Below are 14,245 nucleotides of genomic sequence, written 5' to 3' on the forward strand. Positions count from 1 at the left end.
CATGAGCTTCGACGTTCCCGACGACAGACGGTACCTGGAATCACACGAGTGGGCACTCGAGACGGACGACGACACCGTTCGAGTCGGCATCTCCGACTTCGCACAGGACGAACTCGGCGACGTGGTCTTCGTCGAACTCCCCGACGTGGGCGACGACCTCTCTCAGGAGGGCGAGTTCGGCGTCGTCGAGTCGATCAAAGCCGTCTCTGACCTCTACGCACCCGTCGGCGGCGAGGTCATCGCGATCAACGACGACCTCTTCGACGCGCCCGAACTCGTCAACGACGACCCCTTCGGCGAGGGCTGGATGCTCGAGATCGAGCCCGACAACCTCGACGAACTCGAGGCGCTGCTTTCTGCGAACGAGTACGAGGAGCAGATCGCGTGATGCGAATTGGTTAAGACGGAACTAGAACACCACTCAACAAGCGAATCCCATGTAAGTCTCTCTATCTTGATTGTCTTCAATCGCGATGGGGTTACTTCGTGTTCCGAAGTGCGCGTCCCCAGTGAATTCGGTGACCGTTACTGCTATCTCAGTTACAACCTCATAGACGAATTCCAGTTTCTGGTGAATCATTTGATTTGTCATCTTTTCTGGGGTCTAGCGTATACCGAGTCGTAAATATGGATTCTCATTCCTTGTTTAGGAAAGACACGTCTAACATGATCTGTTAATCGTCGCCATTTTGCACTGTCATCCCGTCCCTACTTCGTCAGTTATGCCTCTTGATCGCACTCTGTACTGAGTGCACTACACAGTACTGTGCCGAGTAATACGCCTACCATGAAAATACTCTATATTTATGCTACTGATATTCCGGCACTGTCTAGATAAGGGAAACCGTAAGACGTGGAACCGGTGAAGACGTGATGGCTCCTGTGACATCGTCATCTAGTCTCTGACACAAGTAGAGACTCGAGCGACGAGCAGCGAACATTCAGCACCTTCAGCACACTTCTCACAAAGAGTGAGTATCTCATCCTTTAGCAGTAGTGCTACGACAGCCGCTGAAGCGTCGATTCGACGCCAGAAATACCTAACTAGACAGTGCCGATATTCCCCATTCATACCCTAATTCTGACTTTGGCCATTATATTATAACTAATATAGTCCAGTAGTTAACTTTATATAGGTTGGAACACTAATTCTTAATATGGTTAGAAAACCAGAGTTCCGATCTCGACGGAACGTACTGAAGGCGATTGGAACGGGCACAGCTCTTACTGGACTCTCAACAGTTGGTTCTGCTCGAACCTCTGAAATAGAGAAGTTTAAGGAAAGAATACAAACCGCAACAAAAATACGGAGAGAAAGTGGAGTAGCGACCTACAAAAAATACCTCAAAGAAAATGGCATAAAAACGACTAGTAGTAAAGGAAGGTATCCTTTCAGGAATACAAAGGAATCAAATGTAACTGATGGTATCTCAACTCAAAATATAGATAATATCGACACCTCTGGGATTGATATTGTGATGTCGCTAAGTAGTCCTTCGATAAATGTCCCAGCATATTATGTTGAACTATATTGGAGATATTACTTGAAACAGGGAACGTCATCTGATAGTTATGGTGAAGATCCGCTTGATACCATTGGGTTTGCATGGAAAGACACTTGCTGGGAGCGGGCATGGAGTGGCTTATCTGAAACATCGACATCTAGTGAGTATGTTGACTACGATGATGATGCAGCAGGTTTTGGCTCATTTGGATTTACAGTTAATGATCTAGATATTTCACGAAATACTGGATATGGTGATAATGGCTCATGCGCGGGATATTCGTGTGAAACATACTCTGATTATTACTGGGGCGGTGTGTATCTGAATGCACGAAATCATCCAGATTGCTATGACGATAGCGATACAAGGGTTCTAGGTATATATGATCATACGTGGAGTGGTACCTATTCGAAATTTGGTGTCACTGCCTCTTTCCCAAAATCAATTGGGATTACCTACACAACAAGTAGTTATGTAGATAGTGAATCCACGACAACTGAGGATGATGGATCCAGTAGTTTGGTGGTTTCAAAATAATATTAGGTCTAAGAATATTTGATCATATTCTGATTATTAGTAATACTAACGAATTTTCGAGGCTATACTAGTGTCATGCAAATACTGTCTGTATCGGTGCTAGATCCTGAATCCTTATATCTATCGTCTGATCTCGGCTTGAGGACATCCTCAGTCCGGCCGAGCGGCCGGTACTCCGCCGGGCCGTGTTGACGGTGATCCCAGCGCGGTCGATACGGGGTCGCGCGTAGAACGTGTACTAGGCCGCAGGGAGCATCGTGATGACGGCCGCGCGCGAGGCAAGTATTCATCTGTGCGAGTAAGATACGAGGAACAGATCGCCTGAGAGTCGATTCTCGACCGCTCTTTCGCCCCTGCACCCTCACTCGAGGGTGACGAGGTGCTCGAGTACGTCGTCAAGCGGTGCCGACGTGACGGCCAGCGAGTAGCCGTCGATACGCGCCAGTTCCTCTGCGTGATCCCAGAGGTCCTCCTCCTCGATCCCGTGGAGGATCACGGCGTTCGGCGTCGGATTCACCATCCGGAGGGCGATGCCGACGCCCTCACCCTGCGTGACGTTTGTAAACACGAGGACGCGGTTCGTGCTCTGCCCGTAGAGGCGGAAGAACTCCTCGCTCGAGAGCCGTGTAATCGCTTCGATGCTGTCGATAACCGTGTGGCCGCTGACCTGCTCGGTGCCGCTCGAGGCCACCTCGGTCGCCTCGATATCGTCGTAGAGCCGCGTGAGGGGAAGCGAGGTGGCGTACTCCCGGAGGTCGTACACGACATCGCTCTCAAAGCCCGCCGAGAGGACCCGGCCGTACTGCCGAATGCGCTCACCGCCGCGGCGTTCGTCGATCACGAGCAGTCCCTCGACGAGCCGGCCGACGACGCCGATGCCGGGACTCTCCCGGCGACCGCTCTCGTAGTCCGAGATGACCGACGACGAGACGTCGAGTTCGGCCGCGAGATCGGTCTGCGAGACGTCGAAGTCGGTGCGCCACTTCCGCAGCGTCGCCCCGGGGTCGTCGCTCAGCGTGATCTCTCCGGCGATCTTCTCCGCGAGTTCCCGTTTCGGTCCGCGCCCGCCCATATCCGTCGGTCGCCCGGTCGACTCAAGTACCTACCGGAGACGGACCGCTGTGACGAGTCGGAAGAGCCCACCCGAGCGCCCCAACAGTCAAGCCCTCGCGGTTCGAGTCGGCGGAACGTGCCATCGACCGTCGTCCACGTCGCGTTCGCGGGTCTGCTCGGCGTCGCGCTGCTCGGCGACGAGTTCGACACGCGAGCGATCCTGATCGTAATGGGGTGTGTCGCCGTCCTCGACCTCGATACGCTGATCGGCATCGTCGTCCCCGGTACCCACCGCGCGGCGTTGCACAACCTCTGGATCGTCCTCGTCCCCGCCGCCGTCCTCCGCTGGGACGGCGCGATTCGCGAGGAATCGATCGTTCGACGGCGGTGGGGCGATCGCGCTCCTCGAGTCGCGTGGACGACGCTGGCGGCGTTGCTGTTCGCGCATATTCTGTTCGACGCCTTCTTCAACGGCGTCAACCTCTTCTGGCCGCTTCACGACCGGTTTTACGACCTCTCTGGCTCGCTACTGGTCAGCGACCAGCGCGGGCTCGTCCAGACGTTCGTCGAACTCGAGGGGAGCGGACTCGCCGAGTCGACGGCCCGCGGGACGACCGAGAACACCCACTACAGAACCGGCTTCGACCCCACCCGCGGCGAACCCGCGACGGGCGTCGAGCGCATCTTCCCCGTCGCGGCGACCGGCGAGCGATTCGTACTCACCGTCGCCGGGCTGACCGCGGTGGGCGTGCGGATTCTCGAGGATCGGCACGCCGAGTAACGCGTCGACTCGCCGCTACGTCGACTCGTCACCGGCATCGCTCGCAGAGGGCGGTTCGGTCGTCTCGACGCGCTCTCGGAGCCAGTCGATCGCCGCGTCGACCGTCTCGAGATCCGTACTCGAGACCCGAATCCGACCCGGTCGGTGCTCACTGCGGGGATAGCTGCCGACCGAAACGTCGAACTGCTGGCTCACCTCCTCGAGCGTCTCGTGGAGCGACCCCTCGGGGGCCGGCGTGTAGATCGTCCGAGCGACCGCGTCGCCCCGGAACTCGTCGGCGACCGACTCGAACATGGCCTGCATCTCGTCGGGGATGCCGGCGAAGACGTAGACGTTCTCGACGACGCAGCCGGGAGCCCACCCTTCGTCGACGACGATGGGCGTTGCGCCCTCGGGGATCGAGGCCGCGGCGTCGATATCGAGTTGGAGGTCGTACTCCTCGACCATCTCGGGGTTCTCGTCGCGGAAGGCGGCGGCCTTCTCGCCCAGCCGCTCGCGGATCTCGCCGTGGACGACGAATTCGCGCTCGAGGCCGTCGGCGACGGCCTCGACGGTCACGTCGTCGGGCGTGCCGCCGATGCCGCCGGTGACGATGACGGCGTCGAAGTCGTCGCTCCAGCGGGCGACGTAGTCGGCGATGAGGTCGCGGTCGTCGGGGATCGTCAGAATTCGGCCGACGGTGCTGCCGCGTGCGGTGATCTGCTCGGCCAGCCACGCCGCGTTGGTGTTGGTCGTCGATCCCGCGAGGATCTCGTCGCCGACGGTGACGATCGCGACGTTCATGATCGCCGTTGGAGTCACGGACAGTTATCGGCTCCGGACCCGACCGTCGTCGAGTGACCCGTCATCGGTGTCGCCGTCGGTATCGGCCGACGGTGGCTTCGGACGAGTGGCCGCCCGTACCGCGGCCGCTCACCAGCGCTACGGTTTTGTAAGTCGTGTGCCAAGTGACCGTATGGTCGCGTTTACCGGCGGCGGGATCGGTACTCCGTTACCGTCGCCGAGCATCGTCGGTCGGCCCGACGGCTCGAGTGGGCGGACCCGTCGAATCGCTCGACGAGCGTGGGGTGGTACCGTCGTGATAGTGTCGCTAGCGGTTGGGTCTCGTTCGAGGTGGGACCGATGGTAGACCTCGCGTTCTCGCTCGGACGGCTCCTCTTTGCCCTCTTTTTAGTCCTTCTAAACGGGTTCTTCGTCGCGGCGGAGTTCGCCTACGTCCGGATCCGCGCGACCAAGATCGAGACGCTCGTCGAGGAGGGACGGTCGTCGGCACGGCTCGTCCAGGAGGCCACCGACAACTTAGACGACTACCTCGCAGTCAGCCAGTTGGGTATCACCATCGCCTCGCTGGGACTGGGCTGGGTCGGCGAACCGGCCGTCGCGTCGCTGCTCGAGCCCGCGCTGGGGTCGGTGCTCCCCGAGGGATCGATCCACATCGTGTCCGTGGCGGTCGGTTTCGGCGTCATCACCTTCCTGCACGTCGTCTTCGGCGAACTCGCGCCGAAGACGCTCGCGATCGCCGAGGCCGAGCGGATCGCCCTGCTGGTCGCCGCGCCGATGAAGGGGTTCTACTACGTCTTCATCCCCGGTATCATCGTCTTCAACGGGACGGCGAACTTCTTCACCCGGCTGGTCGGCGTCGAGCCGGCCTCCGAGCGCGACGAGAGCCACGGTCCGGAGGAGATCAAGCGCATCGTCTCCCAGTCCGGCGAGCAGGGAGCCGTCGACACGGACGAAGCCGAGATGATCGAGGCCGTCTTCGAGCTGGGTGATACGAACGCCCGCGAGGTCATGGTCCCCCGCCCGGACGTGGTCACCGTCCGCGCCGACATGCCCCTCTCTGAACTCCGGAGCGTCGCCGCGAGCGGGAGCTACACCCGCTTCCCGGTCGTCGACAAGGACGCCGACGAGCCTGTCGTCGGCTTCGTCCACGCCAAAGACGTCCTCAACGCGATCGAGACGACGGATCGGACCGCTGAGCCGCCGGCCGAGGAGCCGACCGCACGCGACCTCGCTCGAGACGTGCTCATCGTGCCCGAAACCCGCCGGATCGACGAGATCCTCGCGGAATTTCGAGGGCAAAACGTCCAGTTGGCCATCGTCATCGACGAGTGGGGCGCGTTCGAGGGTATCCTCACGATCGAGGACGTCATCGAGGTCGTCGTCGGCGAGATCCAAGACGAGTTCGACATCGCCGACATGGAGCCCTCGATCGACGAACTCAGCGACGGCCGCTACGCCATGGACGGTGGCGTCTCGCTCGGGGCAGCCAACGACGCCCTCGAGACGGCGTTCGAAAGCGACGCGTTCGACACCGTCGGCGGGCTGGTCCTGAGCCGGCTGGGTCGCCCGCCCGAGGTCGGCGACGCGATCGAGGCCGGCGGCTACGAGATGACCGTCGAGGCGGTAGAGGGGTCGCGGGTCTCGCGGGTGATCGTCAGCGAGGCCGTCCCGGAGGCCGAAGCCGAAGAGACGTCCGATTAACGGCCCCGACCGGTGTCGAGATAACCGAACCCGAACGGATCGGTTCAGGACCACGTTGCGATCGGCTCGTCGCACGCCGACCGATCGAGATACTCGCGTTGCATCTCGTGGACCGCATCCGCAAACGAGTTGCCCGCCTCGAGGCCGTCGGCGACCCGATCGAGTTTCCACCGGCTCGGCGTCGTCCGCTCGGCCCAGCGCGCCTCGAGCGGCCCGAGGTGCTCCTCGATCGTCGTCGGTCCGACGCCCTGTTCGCGGAGGCCGCGGCGGGCGAACGCGAAGACCTCGTCGTAGATCACGCTCGAGTCGGTCGTCCGGTCGCCATCGGCGGTGACCCATGCGAGGTCGGCCTCGAGTCCGTTCGCGACCGCCGCGTAGAAGCTCCGTTCGGCCGCCTCGTGCTCGAGATCCGCGAGCGGGTGGTCGGCCACGTCCAGTCCGCGGAGGAGGCCGGCGACGAGACACTGGAAGCCGATGGCCTCCGCGACCGTGGGCTGGGTCGGGAGCGGGCGGTACTCGATGCGAATCGACCAGCGGTCCCCTCGCCCGACCGGTTGGCCGCCGGCGACGGCCCGAAGCCACCGCCAGTAGGTCCCGCGCTTGTGGTCGAGTTCCCAGAACCGCTCCGAAAACGACTCGCGGTCGCCGCCCTCGAGCCACTCGCGCAGAAACGGGGCACACGTCGGATCGGCGGCGAGTCGCTCGAGGGTATCGGCCGCACCGTCGATATCGCCGGGGAAGCGGACCTTCTCCCACGCCCGGTTGATCGACTGTTCGAACACCGGAACCCGCAGTTCGTGGGGGGTCTCCTCGAGCAGTCGGAACGGCTCGTCGATATCGTACAGATCCGGGGGCAACAGCGGCGAGTTCGTCGCCAGCGCGAGCACCGGCCCGAGCGTTCGAATCGCGGCATTGTAGTAGCGCGGAAACGATTCGGCGTCGGGGATCTGGACGTGGGGCTGGATCGAACTCGCCAGCGACTCGAACAGGATCGACGGGAATTGCCGCTCGACGCCCGGTACCTCGAGCGCGACCGTCCCGCCCGTTCGCGCCAGCACGTCGTTATCGATCGCGCAGTACCGCGCCGACGGCGTCATGTTTTCGGCGATCGAAACACCCTCGCGTTCGGTGATGTCGGCGAGGTACTGGTAGCTGCCTTCCGCGGGCGGAATCGTCCACATCGCGTCGAGGGCGATCGACGCGCCTTCCCCGTCGGCCACCTGTTGGACGCGCCGATAGCGCCGCCGGAGCGCCGCCGCCTGCTCGGCGATGCCGTTCTCGTCGAACGACGACGGGTCGGTGTGAAACTCGACGTTCTGTTTCCCAAGTTCCGCCTCGCAGTCGCTCTCGAGGACGGTCTCCGGCACCCTGATGAGCCTCCCATCCTCGTCGACCGCGTAGGCCTCGAGTTCGATCCCCAGCCCGAAACCGGGGCTGTCGAGTCGGCCTGCGCGGAGGGCGTCCGCTAATCGCGCGGCCTGCTCGTCGACGCGGCGGTCGAACTCGCGTCGCGTCTCGTCGCGAAGTGATCGATGGACGAGTTCGACGAGGTCCGCCATTACCGGATCGACGCGAACCAGTCGCATAGAAGTGGGGTGTGAGGCGTCTCGAGCGACGACACGTATGCGGACGTTACGTCCCGTCTCGATCTGAAGTCGGTCACCGAGGAGTGACGCTCCGCAACCACTAAACGCGACTCACCCCTACCACTGTTCAATGACCGACTGGACGGAGAAGTACCGCCCAACGACGCTGTCGGAGGTGCGTGGCAACAACAAGGCCCGCGATCAACTCGAGGAGTGGGCCGAGAGCTGGGACGAGCACCGAAAGTCGGTGATCGTCCACGGCAGCCCCGGCGTCGGGAAGACCTCCGCCGCCCACGCGCTGGCCGAGGACATGGGCTGGCCGGTGATGGAACTCAACGCCAGCGACAGCCGCGGTGCCGACGTGATCGAACGCGTCGCCGGCGAGGCTTCGAAAAGCGGGACGCTCACCGCCGGCGGCGCGGGTCGCAGGCTGGTCATCCTGGACGAGGCGGACAACTTCCACGGCAACGCCGATTACGGCGGCTCGCGGGAGGTCACCCGCGTCGTCAAGGACGCCAACCAGCCGATCGTCCTCGTGGCAAACGAGTTCTACGACATGAGCCAGTCGCTGCGCAACGCCTGCGAGACGATCGAGTTCCGCGACGTCTCGAAGCGCTCGATCGTCCCCGTCCTCCGAGATATCTGCCGCCGCGAGGGCGTCGAATTCGAGGAGGACGCTTTAGAGAAGATCGCCGAGGCGACCAGCGGCGACCTGCGGTCGGCGGTCAACGACCTGCAGGCGGTCGCCGAGGAGACGGAGCGCCTGACCGTCGAGGACGTGGTGACCGGCCAGCGCGACACCACCGAGGGGATCTTCGACTTTCTCGACGCGCTCATCAAGGAGGAAGACGCCGAAGGCGCGTTGCGGGCCTCCTACGACGTCGACGAGACGCCGGACGACCTGCTCAACTGGATCGAGGACAACGTCCCGAAGGACTACGCGGGCGCGGAGTTGGCCGACGCCTACGAGTTCCTCTCGAATGCCGACCGCTGGCTCGGTCGCGTGCGGGCCACGCAGGACTACTCGTTCTGGCGGTACGCGACGGACAACATGACCGCCGGCGTCGCCGCCTCCCGGCGAGGGGACAAAGGCGGCTGGACCCGCTACGGCCCGCCAAGCTACTGGTCGAAACTCGGCCGCACGAAGGGAACCCGGAACACCCGCGATTCGATCGCCGAGCGCATCGCCGAACGCGAGGGCGCGAGCGTCGCCACGGCTCGCCGCGAAATTCTCCCGTTCCTCTCGGCGATGACCCACCACTGCAAGAACCGCGACCTGACCGTTCGTATGGCCGCCACCTACGACCTCGACGAATCCGAGGTCTCGTTTGTCACCGGCAGCGGGAAAACCACCAACAAAGTCCAGTCGATCGTCGAAGACGCAGAGGAACGAAAAGCCGAGGAAGCGGTCGAGCACTCCGGTAACGCCTTTTTCGAGGCCGAGCGCTCGAGCGAGAGCGACGGCCACGAGCCGACTCCCGACGACAATTCGGACGACCAACAAACGCTCATGGCAGCGGACGCAGACGCCGACAGCGCCTCGGACCCGGCGGCGGCCGACGACGAGTCGTCGGCCGACGAACCCGACGACGACCAGTCGGGGCTGAGCGACTTCATGTGACGGATAGACGGACGGTTCGTTTCCGGCCGATTCCTGATCTGTGTGCTATCGCGATATATTCACGTATTGAATAATCGACACTATTACGTCGGTGAATGGTGTGAGCTTCACGTGGTGTCCGGCCGAATGACGTACCCACATAGCTGCCCGCTTTGCACCGAAACGTACGACGACCGCAACGAGCTTCGGGTCCACCTCGAGGTGGAACACCGGAAATCCGAAGTCGTCTCCTGCCTCGTCGACCGCGACGCCGAGGTAACGCCCGTTTCGCCGAAGCGCGACCAGCCAACGGACGAAGAAGAGCGACCGGCACCGTCGGCCTGAGCGCCGATACCGACGATTAGACGCCTTCTAGCGGAATCACGTCGCGAAACGCCGGCGATACCGCGTCACCGACGCCGGCAGCCAGTTTGCGTGGGTCAGTTTCGTCGTCTGCCTCGCCCAGCGGTGGCACCGTCTCGACCGCGTACCCGGTCATCCGCTCGAGTTCGTCGGGGTTCGTCCGCTCGGCGATGGTCTCGTCGGCGTACTCGTTGACGACGATCCCGCAGACGTCGATACCGCGGGCCTCGAGTGCGTCGATCGAGAGCGCGGTGTGGTTGAGCGTTCCCAGTCCCGAGCGCGTGACGACGATCGCCGCGGCGTCGAGATCGGCCACGAGGTCGATCACCTCGCGGTCGCCGGCCAGTGGCACACGTAGCCCGCCGATCCCCTCGACGATCGGGACCGGCGTCGATTCGATCTCGCGCTCGCAGGCTGTGCGGATCGACTCGTACGAGAGTGCTTCGTTCGCGACCTCGGCCGCGACGCGGGGAGCCAGCGCTGGCTCGAGATAGCGTGGACAGGTCGCGGCGTCGGGGTCGTCACAGGCGGCAGCGACGAATCCGGCGTCGTCGTCGGGCGGATGCCCCGTCTGTGCGGGTTTGATCGCCCGCGCGTCGTAACCGGCCGCGCGGAGCAGCCGCGTGAGCCCGGCCGTCACGACGGTCTTCCCGACGCCCGTGCCGGTGCCGACGACGGCGATCGGCCGGCTCACAGCAGGCCAACCTCCTCGCCGGCCGCGCGAAACGCCTCGAGACAGGAGACGATATCGCCCTGCTCGTGGGTGGCCAGCGGGACGACGCGGAGGCGACTGGTGCCCTCGGGGACCGTCGGCGGCCGGATCGCCGGCGCGACGACGTCGCGCTCACGGATCCCGTCCGCGAGTGCGATTGCGTCTCGACGGTCGCCGACGACGACGGGCAGGATCTGCGAGTCGCCCCAGACCTCGAACCCCATCGACTCGAGGCCGTCGCGGAGGTGAGCGACGTTCTCCCAGAGTCGCTCACGCGCATCGCCGTGGCGGGCGACGTGCAACGCCTCGCTGGCGGCCGCGGCGGCCGGCGGCGCAAGCCCGGTCGAAAAGACGAACGAGCGGGCGTCGTTGCACAAGCACTCGATCAGTTCCGAACTGCCGGCGACGTAGCCGCCCTGGCTGGCCAGCGCCTTCGAGAGCGTCCCCAACTGGATCTGGATCCGATCCTCGAGCCCCTCTGCTTGCACGACGCCGCCGCCGTTCGCGTAGAGGCCCGTCGCGTGGGCCTCGTCGACCATCACCCACGCGCCGAACTCCTCGGCGGCGTCACAGATCTCCTCGAGCGGCGCGACGGTGCCATCCATGCTGAACACCGAATCAGTGACGATCAGCCAGGACTCGTCGGCCGGCTCCCGTCCCGCTCGGCTTGCACGCTCGGCATGCTCCTCGAGTGTCGCCCACAGGCTCGCCGCGTCGCAGTGGTCGTAGACGGCGGTCTCGGTGTCTGCGAGCCGACAGCCGTCGATGATGCTGGCGTGGTTGAGTTCGTCGGAGAACACGACGTCCGGCTCGAGGGCCGTGATCGTCCCGACGTTAGCGGCGTACCCCGAGGAAAAGGCCAGCGCGCGCTCGGTACCCTTCGTCTCCGCGAGCAAGCGCTCGAGGTCTTGATGGACCATCGTATCGCCGGTGACGAGGCGACTCGCGCCCGCCCCAGTGCCGACGGTCGCGGCCGCCTGTCGGGCCGCGTCTTGGACCCGCTGGTCGTCGGTCAACCCCAGATAGTTGTTCGAGGCGAAGACCAGCGCCTCCGCCGAATCGAGAACGGGCAACTCGCCGCCTGAGGGGTCGGCGAAGTAACCGCGCTCTGCGACCCGGTCGACGGGCGATAACACGCGTTTCAAGTCGTTCTCCTCGAGCGTCCGGAGTCGGTCCTCGAGGTCGAACCCGCGGTCGGCCATTCGGCTAGACGGACTCAACGCCACGGTTTCACTCTCACGGTTCGGCTCTCTCGGTCGGTTCGGCTCTGTGGAGGCTCGAGGAGGGGATCTGTGGCAGTATTGACTTCATCAATGTTCACGATAATTGAAAAGACGAGGGGGCGTCGCGGTCAGAAGCCGGGCATCAGATCGGCGGGGCCGAAGACGCCGTATTCGGCGGCGCGGTTCCGACGGACGCCGGCTTTCAGGTAGCCCAGCGCGGGACCGTTGACGTTGGCCTCCATGCTCGTCTCATCGCCGAGTCGGAACGTGTTCGTCGCGGTCTCGCCGTCGAAGGTCCGCCCGGTCACGCGGACCGTGGTCGTCGTCGGCTTCTCGTCGTTGCGCACGTCGAGAATCCCGCCGACGGAGACGTCCTCGGCGTCACAGACGCCCGCGCGCTCGAGCAAGACGTCGTCGGCGTGTTCCATGTCTTCGAACTCGATGACGCCGTTGTGATCGTCGATAATCGCCTCGATCTCGGCCTCGGAGAGGTCGCGAGCGGCCTCGATGTCGTACTCAGGGAGGTGAGCGATGTCCTCGCGGACGGTGCCGCGGTTGTCCTCGTAGCCCGATTTGAGACCGACGCCCCAGTGGATGTCGACGTCCGTGACCTCGACGAACGACTGGGCGGCCAGCGCCGCCGCGCCGGTTAGCAGACCGGGCGTCGCGCCCGCGCCACAGATGAAGGTGATACCGGTCTCGGCGAACTCGTCGCGGCGATCGTCGAGCATGTCGATCACGCGCGAGCGCTTAAGCACGTCGATCATGACTCCCGAGTAGTCTCCTTCGACGAAGCGGTCGGCGGTCCGCGGAATGAAGTCGTGTTCGTAGTTCGGCAAGGCGAGCAAGACCGCGTCGATCCGGTCGCCGCGGTCGATAATCTCTTGGATCGGGTCCTCGCTGGGTCGGGCCTGACTCGAGGCGACGACGCCCCTGTCTTCGCCGTGCTGTTTGACGCCGTTTTCGGCGGCCGTCGCGCCGGTTCCACCATCAGTCGCGACTTCGTTATCGATATTGCCCTCCGTGGCCGCCAGCAGTTCGTCGACGTCGAGGCCGTCGATGTCGAACGCGACGCCGTGGCGGTCACAGGCCGCGACGGGCGTCAGGGCGTCCTTGTGCTGGCTCACTTCGAGCGCTCGTCGGCCGATGCCTCCGGTTCCGAGTACCGCAAACGTGATGTCGTCCATAGTTCGGTGGTGAATCGCGTATCGTCAGTCGTCGCTCGGTTCCGCGCCCGTACTCGCCGTCTCGGTCGACGACTCCGCGGCCCCGCCGTGGCGGGCCTTGACCTCCTCGGGATCGAAGTCGTTGGTCTCCCGATTGGGCTCGAGTCCGGCGCGCTCGATGATTTCGATGTCCTCGCCGGGCGACTGGCCCTCGGTCGTGAGGTAGTCGCCGGTGAGGATACCGTCCGCGCCGGCCTCGAGGGGGAGGTGCTGCTCGTCAGGAGCAAGGTTGACCTCGCGGCCGCCGGTGAGTCGCACCCGCGATTCCGGGTGGAGCAGCTTGTACACCGCGACCGTCTTGACGATCTCCTCAGTCGTGATGTCGACGCCCTGCTCGGCCAGCGGCGTTCCCGCGACCGGATTGAGGACGTTGACCGGCAGCGAGGAGATCCCGATGTCCTGTAAGGCGATCGCGGCCTCAACGCGGTCGGTCGGCGTCTCGCCCATTCCGAGGATGACGCCGGCACAGAGATCCATCCCGGCCGCCTTGGCCACCTCGAGGGTCTCTACGCGGTCCGCGAAGCTGTGGGAGTCGACGATCTCGGGGAAGTAGTTCGGGGAAGTCTCGATGTTGTGATTGTAGTGGTTGATCCCCTCCGCGGCGAGGATCGCGGCCTCCTCCTCGGTCAGGATGCCAAGCGAGGCGTCGACCTCGAGGTCGCACTCGTCGCGGACGAGTCGGATCGACTCGAGGACTTCTTCCCACTCCTCCGGCCGCCGTTCCTTCGAGACGCCCTTCTCGGCGACGACGATGCCGAAACGCTGCGCGCCGTCGCGTTCGGCTCGCTTGGCGGCCTCGAGGATCTTCTTGGGGCCGAGGAAGCCGTAGGTGTCGATGCCGGTGTCGAAGTGGACCGACTGCGCACAGAAGCCACAGTCCTCGGCGCAGTTGCCCGCCTTCGCGTTGACGATCGAGCAGGCGTCGACCGTGCCGTCGCCGAAGCGATCGCGCACGGCCGCGCCGGCCGCCGCGAGCGCGTCGACCGGTTGGGCGATCAGCGCCAGCCCGTCGGTCCGGTCGAGGCGCTCGCCGGCCAGTATCCGCTCGAGTGCGTCGTCGACCGTCTCGTTTCCAGTCTCGTAAACCACGGACCTAGAACTGGTTGACGAGAATATAACGTTTTTGGATAGTCGCGATAGGTGGAAGGCACACCGAATCGGTCGACGGTCGCGTC

The 14,245-nt window shown here is 63.7% G+C and carries 13 protein-coding genes; 6 read left to right on the forward strand and 7 right to left on the reverse strand.

Features of this window, described 5'->3' with window-relative positions; translation table 11 throughout:
* Position 1 precedes the first annotated feature (1 nt).
* Together gcvH and ACJ70B_RS00070 are read left to right on the forward strand one after the other, a co-directional pair.
* Positions 2–388, forward strand: a complete 387-nt coding sequence (gene gcvH, locus ACJ70B_RS00065; RefSeq protein ID WP_408958382.1) for a glycine cleavage system protein GcvH — start codon at positions 2–4, stop codon at positions 386–388.
* A gap of 769 nt (positions 389–1,157) precedes the next feature.
* Positions 1,158–2,042 carry a hypothetical protein gene (locus ACJ70B_RS00070; protein WP_408958383.1) on the forward strand — a complete coding sequence of 295 codons (885 nt, stop codon included), beginning with the start codon at positions 1,158–1,160 and terminating at the stop codon, positions 2,040–2,042.
* Between the two features lie 361 nt (positions 2,043–2,403).
* On the opposite strand, the gene ACJ70B_RS00075 is transcribed toward ACJ70B_RS00070, so the two are convergent.
* Entirely contained in the window at positions 2,404–3,114 is a 711-nt protein-coding gene (locus ACJ70B_RS00075) for a helix-turn-helix domain-containing protein (protein ID WP_408958384.1), read from the reverse strand.
* A gap of 117 nt (positions 3,115–3,231) precedes the next feature.
* Here ACJ70B_RS00075 and ACJ70B_RS00080 point away from each other — a divergent pair, with 117 nt between their 5' ends.
* On the forward strand, positions 3,232–3,876 hold the full coding sequence (locus tag ACJ70B_RS00080) for a metal-dependent hydrolase (RefSeq protein WP_408958385.1): 645 nt from the start codon (positions 3,232–3,234) through the stop codon (positions 3,874–3,876).
* Positions 3,877–3,891: 15 nt separating this feature from the next.
* Here ACJ70B_RS00080 and ACJ70B_RS00085 read toward each other — a convergent pair whose 3' ends face one another.
* Positions 3,892–4,659, reverse strand: a complete 768-nt coding sequence (locus tag ACJ70B_RS00085; protein ID WP_408958386.1) for a competence/damage-inducible protein A — start codon at positions 4,657–4,659, stop codon at positions 3,892–3,894.
* Positions 4,660–4,998: 339 nt separating this feature from the next.
* Between ACJ70B_RS00085 and ACJ70B_RS00090 the strand changes: the two genes are divergently transcribed.
* Positions 4,999–6,360 carry a hemolysin family protein gene (locus ACJ70B_RS00090; RefSeq protein ID WP_408958387.1) on the forward strand — a complete coding sequence of 454 codons (1,362 nt, stop codon included), beginning with the start codon at positions 4,999–5,001 and terminating at the stop codon, positions 6,358–6,360.
* Positions 6,361–6,404: 44 nt separating this feature from the next.
* On the opposite strand, the gene ACJ70B_RS00095 is transcribed toward ACJ70B_RS00090, so the two are convergent.
* Positions 6,405–7,919, reverse strand: coding sequence for a hypothetical protein (locus tag ACJ70B_RS00095; RefSeq protein ID WP_408958388.1), 1,515 nt, complete (start codon positions 7,917–7,919; stop codon positions 6,405–6,407).
* A 157-nt stretch (positions 7,920–8,076) separates the two neighbouring features.
* On the opposite strand from ACJ70B_RS00095, the gene ACJ70B_RS00100 reads away from it, so the two are divergent.
* Positions 8,077–9,567 (forward strand): replication factor C large subunit, encoded by a 1,491-nt coding sequence (locus ACJ70B_RS00100; protein WP_408958389.1) that lies wholly within the window; start codon positions 8,077–8,079, stop codon positions 9,565–9,567.
* 126 nt (positions 9,568–9,693) lie between these two features.
* The gene (locus ACJ70B_RS00105; protein ID WP_408958390.1) at positions 9,694–9,891 is read left to right on the forward strand and encodes a hypothetical protein; all 198 of its coding nucleotides are present in this window, start codon (positions 9,694–9,696) and stop codon (positions 9,889–9,891) included.
* A 16-nt stretch (positions 9,892–9,907) separates the two neighbouring features.
* Here ACJ70B_RS00105 and bioD read toward each other — a convergent pair whose 3' ends face one another.
* The 4 genes from bioD to bioB all read right to left on the reverse strand — a co-directional run bounded on the left by bioD (position 9,908) and on the right by bioB (position 14,159).
* Positions 9,908–10,603, reverse strand: coding sequence for a dethiobiotin synthase (gene bioD, locus ACJ70B_RS00110; protein WP_408958391.1), 696 nt, complete (start codon positions 10,601–10,603; stop codon positions 9,908–9,910).
* Complete coding sequence (locus ACJ70B_RS00115; RefSeq protein ID WP_408958392.1) at positions 10,600–11,823, reverse strand: aminotransferase class I/II-fold pyridoxal phosphate-dependent enzyme; 1,224 nt, start codon at positions 11,821–11,823, stop codon at positions 10,600–10,602. The genes bioD and ACJ70B_RS00115 overlap by 4 nt, the downstream gene beginning before the upstream one ends.
* A 149-nt stretch (positions 11,824–11,972) precedes the next feature.
* Entirely contained in the window at positions 11,973–13,031 is a 1,059-nt protein-coding gene (locus ACJ70B_RS00120) for a transcriptional regulator (protein ID WP_408958393.1), read from the reverse strand.
* A gap of 24 nt (positions 13,032–13,055) precedes the next feature.
* On the reverse strand, positions 13,056–14,159 hold the full coding sequence (gene bioB / locus ACJ70B_RS00125) for a biotin synthase BioB (RefSeq protein ID WP_408958394.1): 1,104 nt from the start codon (positions 14,157–14,159) through the stop codon (positions 13,056–13,058).
* Positions 14,160–14,245 lie beyond the last annotated feature (86 nt).

Source organism: Natrinema sp. 74, from assembly GCF_046097095.1.
Lineage (GTDB): Archaea > Halobacteriota > Halobacteria > Halobacteriales > Natrialbaceae > Natrinema.

Coding starts and splice junctions, on each gene's coding strand:
- gcvH (WP_408958382.1), top strand. CDS start 2: ATGAGCTTCGACGTTCCCGACGACAGACGGTACCTGGAATCACACGAG.
- ACJ70B_RS00070 (WP_408958383.1), top strand. CDS start 1,158: ATGGTTAGAAAACCAGAGTTCCGATCTCGACGGAACGTACTGAAGGCG.
- ACJ70B_RS00075 (WP_408958384.1), bottom strand. CDS start 3,114: ATGGGCGGGCGCGGACCGAAACGGGAACTCGCGGAGAAGATCGCCGGA.
- ACJ70B_RS00085 (WP_408958386.1), bottom strand. CDS start 4,659: ATGAACGTCGCGATCGTCACCGTCGGCGACGAGATCCTCGCGGGATCG.
- ACJ70B_RS00090 (WP_408958387.1), top strand. CDS start 4,999: ATGGTAGACCTCGCGTTCTCGCTCGGACGGCTCCTCTTTGCCCTCTTT.
- ACJ70B_RS00095 (WP_408958388.1), bottom strand. CDS start 7,919: ATGGCGGACCTCGTCGAACTCGTCCATCGATCACTTCGCGACGAGACG.
- ACJ70B_RS00100 (WP_408958389.1), top strand. CDS start 8,077: ATGACCGACTGGACGGAGAAGTACCGCCCAACGACGCTGTCGGAGGTG.
- ACJ70B_RS00105 (WP_408958390.1), top strand. CDS start 9,694: ATGACGTACCCACATAGCTGCCCGCTTTGCACCGAAACGTACGACGAC.
- ACJ70B_RS00115 (WP_408958392.1), bottom strand. CDS start 11,823: ATGGCCGACCGCGGGTTCGACCTCGAGGACCGACTCCGGACGCTCGAG.
- ACJ70B_RS00120 (WP_408958393.1), bottom strand. CDS start 13,031: ATGGACGACATCACGTTTGCGGTACTCGGAACCGGAGGCATCGGCCGA.